This window comes from Rhizobium lentis (assembly GCF_014200175.1).
Classification (GTDB): Bacteria; Pseudomonadota; Alphaproteobacteria; order Rhizobiales; family Rhizobiaceae; genus Rhizobium; species Rhizobium mulingense.
This window is the reverse complement of the sequence record NZ_JACHBD010000006.1, coordinates 32472-46031: the sequence shown is the minus strand read 5'-3', so window position 1 is coordinate 46031 and position 13560 is coordinate 32472. Positions and strand designations below refer to the sequence as shown.

The 13560-nt window shown below is 61.0% G+C and carries 12 protein-coding genes and 2 pseudogenes; 7 read left to right on the top strand and 7 right to left on the bottom strand.

The window, feature by feature from the left end; translation table 11 throughout:
- Nucleotides 1-195: 195 nt before the first annotated feature.
- The gene (locus tag GGI60_RS15320; protein WP_409527265.1) at nucleotides 196-1926 is read left to right on the top strand and encodes a putative bifunctional diguanylate cyclase/phosphodiesterase; all 1731 of its coding nucleotides are present in this window, start codon (nucleotides 196-198) and stop codon (nucleotides 1924-1926) included.
- A 98-nt stretch (nucleotides 1927-2024) separates the two neighbouring features.
- A pseudogene (locus tag GGI60_RS15315) lies at nucleotides 2025-2692 on the top strand (helix-turn-helix transcriptional regulator).
- A 23-nt stretch (nucleotides 2693-2715) separates the two neighbouring features.
- On the opposite strand, the gene GGI60_RS15310 reads toward GGI60_RS15315, so the two are convergent.
- Nucleotides 2716-3180, bottom strand: coding sequence for an Lrp/AsnC family transcriptional regulator (locus GGI60_RS15310; RefSeq protein ID WP_183934495.1), 465 nt, complete (start codon nucleotides 3178-3180; stop codon nucleotides 2716-2718).
- 125 nt (nucleotides 3181-3305) lie between these two features.
- Between GGI60_RS15310 and alr the strand changes: the two genes are divergently transcribed.
- From alr to GGI60_RS15295, 3 genes are all read left to right on the top strand, one after another.
- Complete coding sequence (alr, locus tag GGI60_RS15305; protein ID WP_183934494.1) at nucleotides 3306-4439, top strand: alanine racemase; 1134 nt, start codon at nucleotides 3306-3308, stop codon at nucleotides 4437-4439.
- Between the two features lie 29 nt (nucleotides 4440-4468).
- Nucleotides 4469-5725 (top strand): D-amino acid dehydrogenase, encoded by a 1257-nt coding sequence (locus tag GGI60_RS15300; RefSeq protein ID WP_183934493.1) that lies wholly within the window; start codon nucleotides 4469-4471, stop codon nucleotides 5723-5725.
- Nucleotides 5726-5808: 83 nt separating this feature from the next.
- Nucleotides 5809-6828: an AraC family transcriptional regulator gene (locus tag GGI60_RS15295; RefSeq protein ID WP_183934492.1), complete on the top strand. Its 1020-nt coding sequence runs from the start codon at nucleotides 5809-5811 to the stop codon at nucleotides 6826-6828.
- A gap of 78 nt (nucleotides 6829-6906) precedes the next feature.
- On the opposite strand, the gene GGI60_RS15290 is transcribed toward GGI60_RS15295, so the two are convergent.
- Complete coding sequence (locus GGI60_RS15290) at nucleotides 6907-8241, bottom strand: aspartate aminotransferase family protein (RefSeq protein WP_183934491.1); 1335 nt, start codon at nucleotides 8239-8241, stop codon at nucleotides 6907-6909.
- A gap of 143 nt (nucleotides 8242-8384) precedes the next feature.
- On the opposite strand from GGI60_RS15290, the gene GGI60_RS15285 reads away from it, so the two are divergent.
- Nucleotides 8385-8933, top strand: coding sequence for a cupin domain-containing protein (locus GGI60_RS15285; protein ID WP_085862028.1), 549 nt, complete (start codon nucleotides 8385-8387; stop codon nucleotides 8931-8933).
- Nucleotides 8934-9022: 89 nt separating this feature from the next.
- On the opposite strand, the gene GGI60_RS15280 is transcribed toward GGI60_RS15285, so the two are convergent.
- The 5 genes and pseudogenes from GGI60_RS15280 to GGI60_RS15265 form a co-directional block, all read right to left on the bottom strand.
- The gene (locus GGI60_RS15280) at nucleotides 9023-10210 is read right to left on the bottom strand and encodes a hypothetical protein (RefSeq protein ID WP_183934490.1); all 1188 of its coding nucleotides are present in this window, start codon (nucleotides 10208-10210) and stop codon (nucleotides 9023-9025) included.
- A gap of 286 nt (nucleotides 10211-10496) precedes the next feature.
- Entirely contained in the window at nucleotides 10497-10643 is a 147-nt protein-coding gene (locus GGI60_RS32490; RefSeq protein ID WP_281414457.1) for a hypothetical protein, read from the bottom strand.
- Nucleotides 10640-10918: a DUF5086 family protein gene (locus GGI60_RS15275; protein WP_281414456.1), complete on the bottom strand. Its 279-nt coding sequence runs from the start codon at nucleotides 10916-10918 to the stop codon at nucleotides 10640-10642. The genes GGI60_RS32490 and GGI60_RS15275 overlap by 4 nt, the downstream gene beginning before the upstream one ends.
- Before the next feature lie 5 nt (nucleotides 10919-10923).
- The gene (locus GGI60_RS15270) at nucleotides 10924-11709 is read right to left on the bottom strand and encodes a pyrroline-5-carboxylate reductase (RefSeq protein WP_183934489.1); all 786 of its coding nucleotides are present in this window, start codon (nucleotides 11707-11709) and stop codon (nucleotides 10924-10926) included.
- 4 nt (nucleotides 11710-11713) lie between these two features.
- Nucleotides 11714-12373, bottom strand: a pseudogene (locus tag GGI60_RS15265) (GntR family transcriptional regulator).
- Nucleotides 12374-12714: 341 nt separating this feature from the next.
- Between GGI60_RS15265 and GGI60_RS15260 the strand changes: the two are divergent.
- Entirely contained in the window at nucleotides 12715-13554 is an 840-nt protein-coding gene (locus GGI60_RS15260; RefSeq protein WP_183934488.1) for a hypothetical protein, read from the top strand.
- Nucleotides 13555-13560 lie beyond the last annotated feature (6 nt).

The window sequence follows — 13560 nt, the reverse complement described above, 5'->3', positions numbered from 1 at the left end:
TCCGACTGACGGGTCGAATGCTTCGGCTTCGGTCGAGTAGACAGTGTGCTTGCGCTTGCGGGTGGCTTGTCAGCAAACTCGACCCTTGTTCGAAATGATCGATCTGCGATTGGTCGGCGCCGACGGGCTACTCTCGATTAGCATTCTTTAAAATGTTCAATGCGACATTCAGGCGAACGAAATAGCGAGATCGCCTTGAGCAACAAACTATCCAGGACAAATGTCGAGCTTGAGAACCTGCTTCGCCAGCTTGGATTGGCCCTTGAAGCGTCCGGGGTAGGGATCTGGCAGCACAACATCGCAAAAAACCAGACGCGATGGGACGAACAGCTCAAATCGATCTATGGCGTTTCGAAAGCGCCGCTCGATGTCATCTGGCTCGACAGTATCCACCCCGACGACCTGGTGGCGGCAAACGAAATATTTTTGCGCGCGATTGAAACCAGATCGGATTATGCATCCGAGTTTCGCATTATTCGGCCTGATGGAGCGACCCGCTATCTACGTTCGCGTGCTCGTTATTTCATCGATGCGGCCGGCGACCCATGCTTTGTCGGCGCCGAATGGGATGTGACGGACGACGTGCTTCTCAACAAGGAACTGGAGAGAAGCCGGGCCGAGGCGCGGTTCGCTGCCGATCACGATCACCTCACCGGCCTGTTGAATCGGCGCAGCTTCGATTTCGCCCTGTCCGAACTTGCCAGGCAGGAGAACGTCAAGGTTGCGCTTCTTCATATAGACGTGGACCATTTCAAGGAGATCAACGACCGCTTCGGACATGCGGTTGGCGACCTCGTTCTCTGTCACGTCAGCAAAACCCTGCTGGAGGCCATTTCCGCTGGTGACGTGGCGGCACGGCTCGGCGGCGATGAGTTCGCTGTCGTCATCACCGAGGATGAGTGTGACAGGATTACTGCGGTGCTCGATCATATTCAGAGACGTCTGGACAGCCCGCTTCCTGTCGGAGATCAGACGCTCATCGTGCGGTGTTCGATCGGCGTTGCAAGCGCCATGAGCGCCGATTTCGCCAGGCTGCTCTCCCAATCTGATCTGGCGCTGTACCATGCCAAACGCAACGGCCGGAATCGGGCCGAGATTTTTTCCGACGAAATGGCTTCGACGCTTGCGAACGAAAGGCAGCTCGCCCAGGATCTACGGTCCGGGCTGACGCTCGGCCAGATCCGCCCATTCTACCAGGTGCAAGTCGACGCCAGATCTTTCCGGGTGAACGGTGTCGAAGCTCTGGCGCGTTGGCATCATCCCGCCCGAGGAGTTCTCGCCCCGGCGGATTTCCTGTCCATCGCCTCGTCGAATGGATTGGTCGCAGAGCTTGACGATGTCGTTCTGAAGGCTGTTCTGTCGGACATGAAATCCGCCGCTTCCCCGCTGGAGGGCATCCGGGTGTCCGTCAATCTTTCCGCCGATCGTCTCGACGATCCCGAGCTGACGGCGAAGCTCACCGGCTATGACATCCCGCCCGGCCGGTTGAGCTTCGAGCTGATAGAGACGATCTTCCTGGACAGCCTGAGTGATCAGGTGCGGCAGAACATCCAGGCGATCAAGTCTCTCGGCATCGACATCGAGATCGACGACCTCGGCTCGGGTCACGCCTCCCTGTTGGGCCTCCTCGAGCTGAGGCCGGATCGCGTCAAGATCGATCGCCAGCTTGTGACGCCGATTTTGCAATCGGTGCCTAGCCGCCGGCTGGTCGGCTCATTGGTCGACATAGCGAGGGCGCTGGATATGGAGGTCATTGCGGAAGGCGTCGAAACGCTCGAGCATGCCAACGTGCTTGCCGCTCTCGGCGTCCACACTCTCCAGGGTTATGCGTTCGGACGGCCGCAGTCGTTTGCCGACCTGTCGGCGCGTTTGGAGCAGGAAATATTCGATTGCGAGCGGGCCGAGGTTATCGGGGCCGGTCGATAACGTCGAAGCGATCAAGCGACGGCAGTTCATCGCCTGCCGGCCGAGTGGGCAACCTATTGGAAGCTCACATCTCGAGCCTTTCCTGGTTAGATTGAATCATGCAGGATCTGGAAACGACGCTGGACGAAGTCCGCCACATCTATGCGATATCGCACATGGTTTTGCATGTGAACCGCTCCTCGGGGATGGCGGACAGCAATCCATTACTGATGCTGACCTACCCGCCCGAGTGGGTGAAACAATATCGTGACCGAGACTATTTCAGCATCGACCCTGTCGTGCGTCTCGGCCGGCGCGGCTTCCTGCCCGTGGAATGGCCGCATCAAAATGGGATTCAGGCCGAGCCTATGGTTTCTTCAAGGAGGCGATGGCTTTCGGTGTCGGCCGGCAAGGCGTTACCCTGCCGGTGCGGGGACCTCAGGGGGAGCGATCGCTGTTTACCGTGACCTCCAATCATCCCGATGCCTACTGGCGGCAGTTCCGCATGGACAGCATGCGCGACCTCCAGTTTCTCGCCCACCATCTGCATGACAGGGCCATGGTGCTGTCGGGCATGAGGGAGATTGCGGATTTTCCGCAATTGTCGCGCCGCGAACTGCAATGTCTTGAAATGACGGCCAGCGGCCTAATGGCAAAGCAGATCTGTGCCCGACTGGCCATTTCGGTGAGTGCGGTGCAGCTCTATCTCGCCTCGGCACGCCGGAAGCTGACTGTCGCCACGACAAGCGAAGCGGTCGCCAAGGCCACGGCTCTTGAATTGATATGAGCGTGGGGACTGGGGACCGCGGTTCAGCGCCGGCCCCTGGTGCGTGTTGCCAGAACGTTGCGGATCGAGAAGCTGGAATGGATCCTGAGGACGCCGGGCAGGGTCGACAGGATCTCCTTGTGGATGCGTTCGAACTCGCCCGCACTGGCAACCTCGACGCGCAGGAGGTAGTCGGAGCCGCCCGTCATCAAAAAACATTCGCGGATCTCCGGATGCCGGCGGACCGCCGCCTCGAAACGGTCGAGATGGTCCTCCGTCTGCCGCTCGAGGGTAATGTTGATGATCACGGCAATCATCTCATCGGCATTGCCGGTGTCCACCAGCGCCGTATAACCACGGATGACGCCTGATTTTTCCATGATCTTGATGCGTCTGAGACAGGCCGACGGCGAAAGGCCGATCTCGGCGGCGAGTTTGGCGTTGCTGATACGCGCGTCAAGGCGCAACAGCCTGAGGATATTGCGATCGACCGTATCGAGGGCGGGCATGATGGTTTCCTTCACATCTTCGTTGATTATGCGAATAGTATGCGAAATTCGCAATAACCAACGACAAAATCACCGGCAATTTCGCTCATTATTTCATAAACTTCTGATATCGAGATGGGGTGGACATGGATAGCGATACTTTGGTTTCCCGCGCACGCACCGCTACGATCACGCAGGGAGCCACGGGCTATCTGACGATCGATCTTGCGGCACTCGGCCGCAATTATTCGAAGCTTGCATCGATGCTGGCGCCGGTGCGCGCGGGAGCCGTCGTCAAGGCCGACGCTTATGGCCTCGGTGCCGAACGGGTCGCCCAAACGCTCCACGATCAGGGCTGCAGGCATTTCTTCGTTGCCCAGTTCGTCGAGGCAGTGAGGCTGCGGCCGGCCCTTGCTGAGAGTGCCCAGATATTCGTGCTGAACGGCTTGCAGCCCGGCAACGAGGTCGCCTGCGCAGAAAGCGGCATCGTTCCGGTTCTCAATTCGCTCGCGCAATGGCGGCAATGGTCGGCGACCGCGCGCCGGCTGAAGCGCTGCCTGCCGGCCGTTCTGCAATTTGATACCGGCATGTCGCGGCTCGGCTTTCCCGAGGAAGAGCGAGCCGAATTGGCGGCAGCCCTTCGCGACGGCGCCAATGTCGAAATCCTGTTCATCATGAGCCACTTAGCCTGCGCCGACGACCTGGAGAGCAGGCAGAACGGCGAACAGTTTGCCGAGATGGCGCGCATTGCCGATGAATTTCCGGGCTTCGACATCTCCTTCGCCAATTCCGGCGGCGTGTTCCTCGGCGATGCCTATCATGGCGTGCTCGCCCGCCCGGGCATCGCCCTTTATGGCGGCGCACCGAATGCCGGCGGCACGAACCCGATGGAACCGGTCGTCAGGCTGGACGTCGCCGTCGTACAGACGCGCACAGTACCTTCAGGCGCCAAGATCGGTTATGGCGGCGCGCATGTGACGCGCAGCGAGACCCGCCTTGCCACCATTGCCGCCGGCTACGCCGACGGCCTGCCGCGCAGTCTCGGCGACTCCGGCGCCGTTTTTCACAAGGGCATCCGTCTGCCGATCGTCGGGCGCGTGTCGATGGACAGCGCGACCGTCGATATCACGGCCTTGCCCGAAGGGGCGCTGAGCCTCGGCAGCCTTGTCGAAGTGCTCGGCCCCAACCAGACGCTTGAAGACGTGGCGAGCGATGCCGGAACAATATCTTACGAAATACTAACCGGTCTGGGCGATCGTTACGACAGGCACTATTGCTGAAGCCGGCCTGCCTTGTTCTTGAGGAAATCATGAAAGTCATCGTTCTGGGTGCCGGCATCGTCGGCGTCACATCCGCCTATCAGCTGGCCAAATCAGGTCATGAGGTGACCGTCGTCGACCGGCAATCCGGGCCGGCGTTGGAGACGAGCTTTGCCAATGCCGGCGAGGTCTCCTTCGGTTATTGCTCGCCCTGGGCAGCTCCCGGCATTCCCGTGAAGGCTATGAAATGGCTGTTCATGAAGCATGCGCCGCTCATCCTGCGCCCGAAATTCGACATGGCCATGCTCGCCTGGATGACGAGGATGCTGTCCAACTGCACCTCCGAGCGCTATGCGATCAACAAGAGCCGCATGCTGCGCCTTGCCGATTACAGCCGCATCGCGCTCGCCGAGCTTCGCACGGAGACCGGCATTGCCTATGACGAACGCATGCAGGGAACCCTGCAGCTGTTTCGCACGCCGCAGCAGCTCGAGGCCTCGGCCAAGGACGTCAAGGCGCTGGCTGCAGACGGAATCCCCTATGAGGTGCTGGACCAGGACGGCTGCATTCGTGTCGAACCGGCGCTGAGACATGTGCGCGACAAGATCGTCGGCGGCCTTCTGACGCCGAAGGACGAAACCGGCGACTGTTTCAAATTCACCAATGCGCTGGCCGCCAAAGCCGAGGCGCTCGGCGTCCGCTTCGCCTATGGCACGACGATCAAGGCCCTGGACGTCGAAGCCGGCCGGGTGCGCGGGATCGTCACCGATCGCGAGCGCGAACGGATGAGCGCGGACGCGGTGGTGGTTGCGCTCGGCAGCTATTCGCCGCTGCTGCTCAAGCCGTTCGGCATTAGCCTGCCGGTCTATCCGGTCAAGGGCTATTCGCTCACCATCCCGATCACCGACACGTCGCGCGCGCCGGAATCGACCGTCATGGACGAAACCTACAAGATCGCCATCACCCGGCTTGGCGACCGCATCCGCGTCGGCGGCATGGCCGAGATATCAGGCTATACCAACGATCTCGGCCTCGCCCGCCGCGGCACGCTGGAACATTCCGTCACCGATCTCTTTCCCGGCGGCGATGTGTCCAAGGCTTCCTTCTGGTCGGGTCTGCGCCCGATGACTCCTGATGGCACGCCGGTCATCGGTCCGACGAAGATCGTCGGCCTCTTTCTCAATACCGGTCACGGCACGCTCGGCTGGACCATGAGCACCGGCTCGGCAAGACTCATCAGTGACCTCGTCGGCGCCCGCACGCCTGAGATCGACGCGCGGGATCTTGCGATCAGCCGCTACGCCTGAAATCCCACTAAGAGAACGCAAAAGAGAAGTGTTTATCTGCGGGAATCGACTATTACTCGTAGGAATTAAATTCGAGGTCGTTAATGTCCGTTAATTTCGAGGTACATGCCGCTGGTGGCTTCCTCCATCATCCGGCGGCGCAGAGCCCGATCTTTTCGGAAACGGCATACAGCGGAACGGACCCGGATGCCCTCTCGGAAATATTGTCGACCTCGACCTCTCCGATCAAGGTTGCGGCGCAAGCCAATGCCTCCATCGCCTATTGCTGCAATTTCGTCTCGGCCGGAGATCTGGCAATAGCCGATTGCGCCTATGAGGGCGCGATCTCGCTCAGGCGGGAGGCGCCGAGCGGCAAAGTGATCATATTCCTGCCGGTGGAGGGAGATGCGGTCTTCAATGCCGGGCAGGAACCGATCCATTCCGTTCCGGGGCGCGGCGCCATCCTGGGAGCGGGTCGCGCCACCGGCGCCCGCCTGCTTGGCCGTCGCCGCCATCTCGGCTTGTTCGTCGATCAGGCGAGGATCAACGCGCACCTCACGCATATGTTCGAACGAATGATAACTGGTGACGCCGATTTTCATCCCCATATCGATCTGACGGCTGGCGCGGGGCTGTTGTTGCAACAACTCGTTACGAACCTGCATCGCGGACTTGGCGGGGGCGGGCTGCTGCAGGAGTCGCCGCTGGCCGTCAGCGCGCTCTGCGACGCGACGGTCTATCTGCTTCTCGAGAACTTTCCGCATCGCTACTCGAACGAGCTGACGCTTCCTGCACCGGCGCCGGCTCCACGCCATGTGAAATGGGCCATCGATTTCATGCACGCACACATCGCCGAACCGATCTCGCTCAACGAGATCGCGACGGCAGCCAAGGTCAGCATTCGGTCTTTGCAGCAGGGCTTCCGGCAGTTCAGGAATACCACTCCGATCGCCTACCTCCATGAAATCCGGATGGTCGCTGCCCGTCGTGACCTGCTCGAATCCGGTGCGAAGCAGGCCGTCGCCGATATCGCGCTCAGATGGGGATTTACCCATCTTGGGCGTTTTGCCGCCGAATACAGGAAGCGTTTCGGTGAGCTGCCCTCGCAGACCCTGAAGCGCTGAACTCCGCCTCGGCGGCCGGATGGCTCCATCGGCGACCGGGTGTCCGATCGCCAACGGGATGGTGCCTGGGATGCAGATCTAGGCTGCGCGTTTCAGGGCATCGGTAAGCGCCGAAACGAGCGTGTCGATCTGGCCCTTCTCGATGATCAGCGGTGGAGACAGCGCGATGATGTCGCCGGTCACGCGGATCAGCAGTCCCTTGTTGAAGCAGTCGACGAAGACGTCGTAGGCCCGCGTTCCGGGAACGCCATCTCGGGGCGCCAGTTCAATTGCGCCGACCAGTCCGAGGTTGCGGATGTCGGTGACGTGCGCCAGGCCCTTCAGAGAGTGGAGGGCGTCTTGCCAATAGTCGGCCAGCTCGGCTGCGCGCGTCAGCAGGCTTTCCTCCTCGTAAATTTCGAGTGTGGCGAGCCCGGCGGCGCAGGCGACCGGGTGGCCGGAATAGGTATAGCCGTGGAAGAGCTCGATCGCATTTTCCGGTCCGACCATCAGCCCGTCATAGACCTTGCGGCTGGCAAAGACCGCGCCCATGGGAACGGCGCCGTTGGTGAGGCCCTTCGCCGTGGTGACGAGATCGGGTACGACGCCGAAGTAATCCACCGCGAAAGGCGTGCCGAGACGACCGAAGCCGGTGATGACCTCATCAAAAATCAGCAGGATGCCGTACTTGTCGGCAGTGGCGCGCAGCTTCTCCAGATATCCCTTCGGCGGCAGGACAACACCGGCCGATCCCGACATCGGCTCGACGATGACGGCTGCGATGGTTTCGGCGCCGTGCAGTTGCACCAGGCGCTCGAGATCATCCGCCAGTTCGACGCCGTGAGCGGGCAGCCCCTTCGAAAACGCGTTGCGCTCGATATCGAGCGTATGGCGCATGTGATCGGCCGGAATCTGCGGGAAGACCCGGCGATTATTGACGAGACCGCCAACGGAAATGCCGCCGAAGCCGACCCCGTGATAGCCTTTTTCGCGGCCGATGATGCGCGTGCGCGTACCCTGGCCGATTGCGCGCTGGTAGGCGATGGCGATCTTCAGAGCCGTGTCGACCGATTCCGAGCCCGAGCCGGTGAAGAAGACCCGGTCGAGCTTGGCGTCAGCCCCGCCCGGTGCGTTGGCGGCGAGTTTTGCGGCGAAGTCGAAGGCAATCGGATGCCCCATCTGGAAGGTCGGCGCATAGTCGAGCGTGGCAAGCTGCCGCTCGACCGCCTGGGCGATCTTCCTGCGGCCGTGGCCGGCGTTGCAGCACCAGAGCCCGGCCGTGCCGTCCAGCACCCGGTTTCCATCGACGTCAGTGTAATACATTCCTTCGGCAGCGGCCAGCAGGCGCGGCGCGGCCTTGAATTGCCGGTTGGCGGTGAACGGCATCCAGAAATTTTCGAGTACGGGCGCATTCGTCTTGCTGATCTGGTCCATCCTAGGCCTCCTTTGAAATCGCCTGGAGAATGGCAATTTCTATCCTTCAAACAAGTCTTTTTCTTCGCGGTCGCAACTTATTGAAATGAAACAGATAAGGAGATAGGTTTTAGGATATTCTGGACAATGCAAACGGATCCATCATGTCAGTCGACATCGGCAGCCGCCTTCGTCACCTGCGCCTCGCCCACAAGCTTTCCCAGCGTGAGCTCGCCAAACGCACCGGTGTGCCGAACTCGACGATCTCGCTGATCGAATCGAACGCTTCCAATCCTTCGGTCGGCGCTCTGAAGCGAATTCTGGACGGCATTCCGATCGGGCTGGCGGAATTCTTCGCCTTCGAACCGGAGCGTCCGAAAAAGGCCTTCTACGCCGCCGAGGAGCTGGTGGAGATCGGCAAGGGCGCCATTTCCTACAAGCAGGTCGGCGAAACCCTGTTCGGGCGCAGCCTGCAGATCCTGAAGGAATGCTACCAACCGGGTGCCGACACCGGAAAAATTCCCCTTGTTCACGAAGGGGAGGAGGGCGGGATCGTGCTCTCGGGAAGACTCGAGGTCACTGTCGACGACGAGCGGCGTATCCTTGGACCGGGCGACGCTTATTATTTCGAAAGCCGGCGCCCACATCGGTTCCGCTGCGTCGGACCGGTGCCCTGCGAGGTGATCAGCGCCTGCACGCCGCCGACGTTTTAACGCGACGCCAGAAAATGCGCGCAGTAGTTTCGGAAAGAGGAACCCGAAGGCGGATCGGGAAGGATCCGCCTTCGGCAGTTGATCTTGACTTAGTCGTTCGCCGATACCTTGACGCCGAGTACCGTAGGAATGGTGTTCGGCGCACCCATGGCAGCGCCGACAATCATCGGCACGGGAACGGGCTTTTCCGGAGCGGCGCTGATCGTCAGGCTCTTCGGCCCGTCGAGATAGGTGTTGAGGGCCGCCGATATCTGGTTTTGCAGTTCCGGCATGTTGAGTTGCGCCATCATCATCGGAACCAGCGCCTTCAGCGATTGTGCCAGTTCGTCGCCCGTGACGCCCTGTTTCGCGCCGGCATAGTTGAGCGCCTTTTTGGTGATCGAGGCGTCGTCGAAGCGGATCGAGGCGCTGTTGAACGTCAGCTGCTGCATCAGGCCCAGCATCGCAAGTCCGACGGCCTGGTTGGCCTCTTCCTTGTTCGGATTGGCTTCGGCTGTCTTGACCGCCTCCTGCAGCGACTTGATGAAGCCGAGCGTATAACCGGAGAAGTCGACGGCGAAGTTCAGCCGGCCGACATTCTTGAAATCGAAAGCATATTCGTCGAGGACAACCTTGCCGCTTTCGACTTCCCAGCTTCCCTTCATCGTCATGGTGCCGTCGAGCGTCGCCAGTCCCAGCTTCTCGATGGCCTCCTTCGCAGCCGCGTCCTCGACTTGCGACAGGTCGGCCTTGAAACCGGCGACATTGGCGTCGTAGGCAAAGCTGCCGTCCTCGCGCCCCATGTTTGCCTCGACGCCTTCGATCGCAAACACGTCCTTGCCCTTGATGTTGAGGGCGATCGGCCCGGTGCTGGCGGTTTCATAGAGGAGGATGTCGTCGAGTGTCTCGCCAGTCGCATTGGCGGGAATCGTCAGGCCGGTGAATAGAATATCCTTGGCTGAAAAGCGCCCTCCCTCCTGGCTGATATCGACATCCGGGAAGGAAAGGGTCTTGGCGTAATAGCCGCCGCCTTCCTTTTCCTCGACGCCCGCGAAGGTGAGGTCGCCGATCTTCAGCCTGTCGCCGGGCAGGTTCGCAAATCCCACCTGGACGCCTGTTGCCGTCACCGTGTCGCCGTCGACTTCGGCTTTCTCGAAGGTGATGACCGTGCCGCCGGCATTGGTTGCGGCGCTGAGCTTCTTCATCATATCCGCGCCGTCGAGGGCAAGCGCCGGGCCGGCCAGCGTCAGGAACGCGGTGCTTGCCATCATTAGGTGGAAACTGCGCATAGGCTTCATGGAGATGTCCTTGTGTTGAAAGGTGATGCGGCGAAATTCATGGAATATGCCCCGCCGCGCTCTGCTCGCAGAGCGGCCGGGACGTCACGGTTCGTCAGCTCAGCTAATTGGGGGTGACGCGATCGGGATTGGCCGGAGCCGGCAGGCCGGAGAAATTCGGCCACCCCGCCGCCGGCGGCCGGGCAAGGATATTTTTTCTAGCAAGAGTAGTTTTCTGACTCATTACCAGAGCTAAATTGCATTTCTTCGATTTTTGCAACCGCGAATTTTTGTAGGTGGAGCGGAATCAGCCACCTTTGCCGGCGAGGCCGACGCATTCGAGGGTGGTCGTGCGGCAAACACCCGCCTCCCGCTGTGGGCGAGACTGCGCGCGCCAGTTCTGGTCCTTGTAAAGATAGGTCCTGGCTTTTTGTCGCGAGCGGCTCCTGTTCAACGCATCGGCCGTGACCGCGACATGGATGGCAAGCCGTTTGAATTGCCACGGCGGCGTGCGTCCTTCTCGACCACCTCGACGTGGTAATAGGGGTCGTCTTCCCCGGGATCGGGAGCCTTGTGGACGGCGGCCCAGCGGACGGTCCGTGGTGAGACGGAGAGGATGATGGCGGAAATGGTCGGTTGCTCCACCGCTTCGGCGCGCGCCCAAATCGTCTGGCCCGAAATCGCGGCGACTGTGAAAAGGACGGTAAGGGATTTTCGCCTGGGGTGCATGCGCTTTAGCTGCCGCGGCCCTCGATGCGGGCGAGCACGCCATCGAGCGCTGCGGTCAGCGCAGCAAGGCCGCCCTTCTTGTCGACGTCGGAAAGAACCTGCTCGTTCAATCCGCCCTTGGTGGCGAATTCGCGGCTTAGCGCGCTGAACGGCTCGGTGCCTGGGCTGTTGGCCTTCTGCGCCAGGCTTGCGAAAAGCGTCGCGATGTAAGCATTTGCTTTCGGCCTTTCCAGGCCGCTTTTTTCCAGCCAGACGGCTACGGTTTCCATGATGCCGAAATAGGTCGACATCATTGCGCTCGCCGCCGCGAGAAGATCGTATTCCTTTTTCGACTGGCACTGGACGGCGGTTCCGAGCGTGTCGAACAGCGCCGCGACGGCGGCATCGGGCGGGAGAATGGCGGTGACGCCCTGGCGCTGCGCGACGAAGGGCAGGGGGATGGCCTGGACGAGGTGCACGTCGGCGCCGATCCAATCGAGAAGAGCCTGGCGCTCGGTCGCCGCAACGAGGCTGACGACCACCTGGCCGGTTCTGAACGAAAGCGCCCGTACGACCTCCTCGGCGATCTGCGGCCGGATCGCCAGGAACACCATGTCGCTGCGATCGACGACAGTCTGGTTGTCCCCGGCAATCCTGACGGCGGAAAACTCCTGGGCCAATGTCGCGGCAATGTGCGCGCTCCGCGGCGATACGTGGATCTCGGAGGCGTAGGCCGGTGCGGCCAGCAGCCCGCGAACCATCGCTTCGGTGATCGCGCCGGTGCCGACGAATCCAATGCTGTTGATCATCACGTCGTTACTCCGCAGCCCGCAGCGGTCCCAGCGCGACATCCGTCGTGTAGTTCTCGCGCATGAAGTTGATGAAAATATCCTGGAACTGGCGCGTATGGGCGTGGGCGAGCTCGTCGGCCAGATCCACGTTCTTCTCCCTGATGGCGTCGAGCATCAGCGTGTGCTCGTCGGTCAGCAGATAGCCTTCGTGCGTCCGCTCCAGATATTCGAAATGCAGGTGCAGCATGCGCTGGCCCTGCGACAAAAGCTTCTCGTAGAACGAGGCCAGATACTGATTTTCCGGCATGTGCGATTGCCATGTGGAACTCCTTGTTGGCTTCCGACATGGCGAGGTGATTGCCTGTCTTGCCGCTGCCTCAAACGACTTCAGCCGTCTGGTGATGATCTTCAGATCGGCTTCCGTCCTGAGTGCCGCGGCAAGTCGCGTATTCATCCGCTGCGCGATGTCGAGCGCCTCGACATATATCGGAAAGGTCGCCACTTCGATCGGCGCGACGATCGTGCTGCGGTTGGAAAGCGTCACCACCAGCCCGTCGGCACCGAGCCGGATCAGCGCTTCGCGCACCGGCGAGCGCGACATGTCGAAACGTTCGGCAAGCGTCATCTCGTCGAGAAGCTGGCCGGGCGGCAGGGCGAGCGACAGGACTTCCGTTTCATCAGACACTTAGGTCCCTTTCTCCGGACCGGTGCCATCGGGCCAGAAAAACAGCGTGTCGGCAATGTAATTTTTCCGCTTCACTTTGTCGACACGCTGTTGACATGTCATCGTCAGACGACACGCGGCCGACAAAAAACAACAGAAACGCTAAAGCTGACGAGTGGAACCGCGCGCTGCGCGCGCAGGAAAAAGAAAAATGCCCAATGCCTCGAACTGATGACGTCCGCCCTGCGGGCGCTGCCCGCGCACCCGACGCATCGCCTGCGGCGATGATCCCGCTTTCGTTCTGGACGCTATATGTTTACAAGCCCAAGCTGTAAACATTCGTCCGAACGGAGGCATCGATCTTGCATATCCTGCGTCGCGCGCTGCTGGGGTCCTTGTGGACCATGATCGGCTGGAGACCGTCTTTGGCCGTGGAAGCGAGCGCGGAAACGGCGATGCGGGAGGAAGCCTCCTCGGTGACGCCCCGGCATGTTCTGTGTTTCCTCGGGAAGGATCGCGACCTCAGCCGCTTGTCCGAGGCAGCAGCGCAAGCTGTTCGGGACTTCGCCGATGGATTCAGCGTCGACGAGGAGTATTCGCAGGCAGAGCCGGATGATCGGATGAGCCGATCGTTCGATGTCTGCTGGGATCGGGTCGAGGCCGATGTATGGAACGAGGCGGATGAGAGAGCCGTCGCCGATCATCAATCCGTCCTCTATGTGCTCGGGCCGAGCATGGCGCAGGCGGAGACGGTAAAGGTGTCGATGACGGCGCTGCGCCTCGTCGAGCGACTGATCACGGCGGGAGCGGTGGCGGTCAAAGGCGAAAGCGCCGGCATCGCCCATGGCCTCGATCGATGGAGAGCGCTGATCGGCCAAGGTGCGGAGGCGGTGAAAGCGGCAGATCCGCTCGCCCAGCAGCGCATCGGTCGGCTCGCATTCGCCAAGCGGCCGCTCTCGGCGCGGGGATATCTGGAGAGCGTCGGTTTCCATCTCGTCGGGTTGCCTGATGTCTGTGTGCCGGAGGCTATGGGCAGCGAAAGGCAGATCGTTGCCATCATCGACCAGGTCGCCGACGAGATCGCCGGGCATGGCCTGGATCCGACGCTGAAGAAGCGCCACGCCAGCCTCTCCTTCAATTCCACCTATGAGGTGGACGAATTCAAGTTCAATCCCTACGGCATCATCTGGCTTTCCGAATAAACCGGA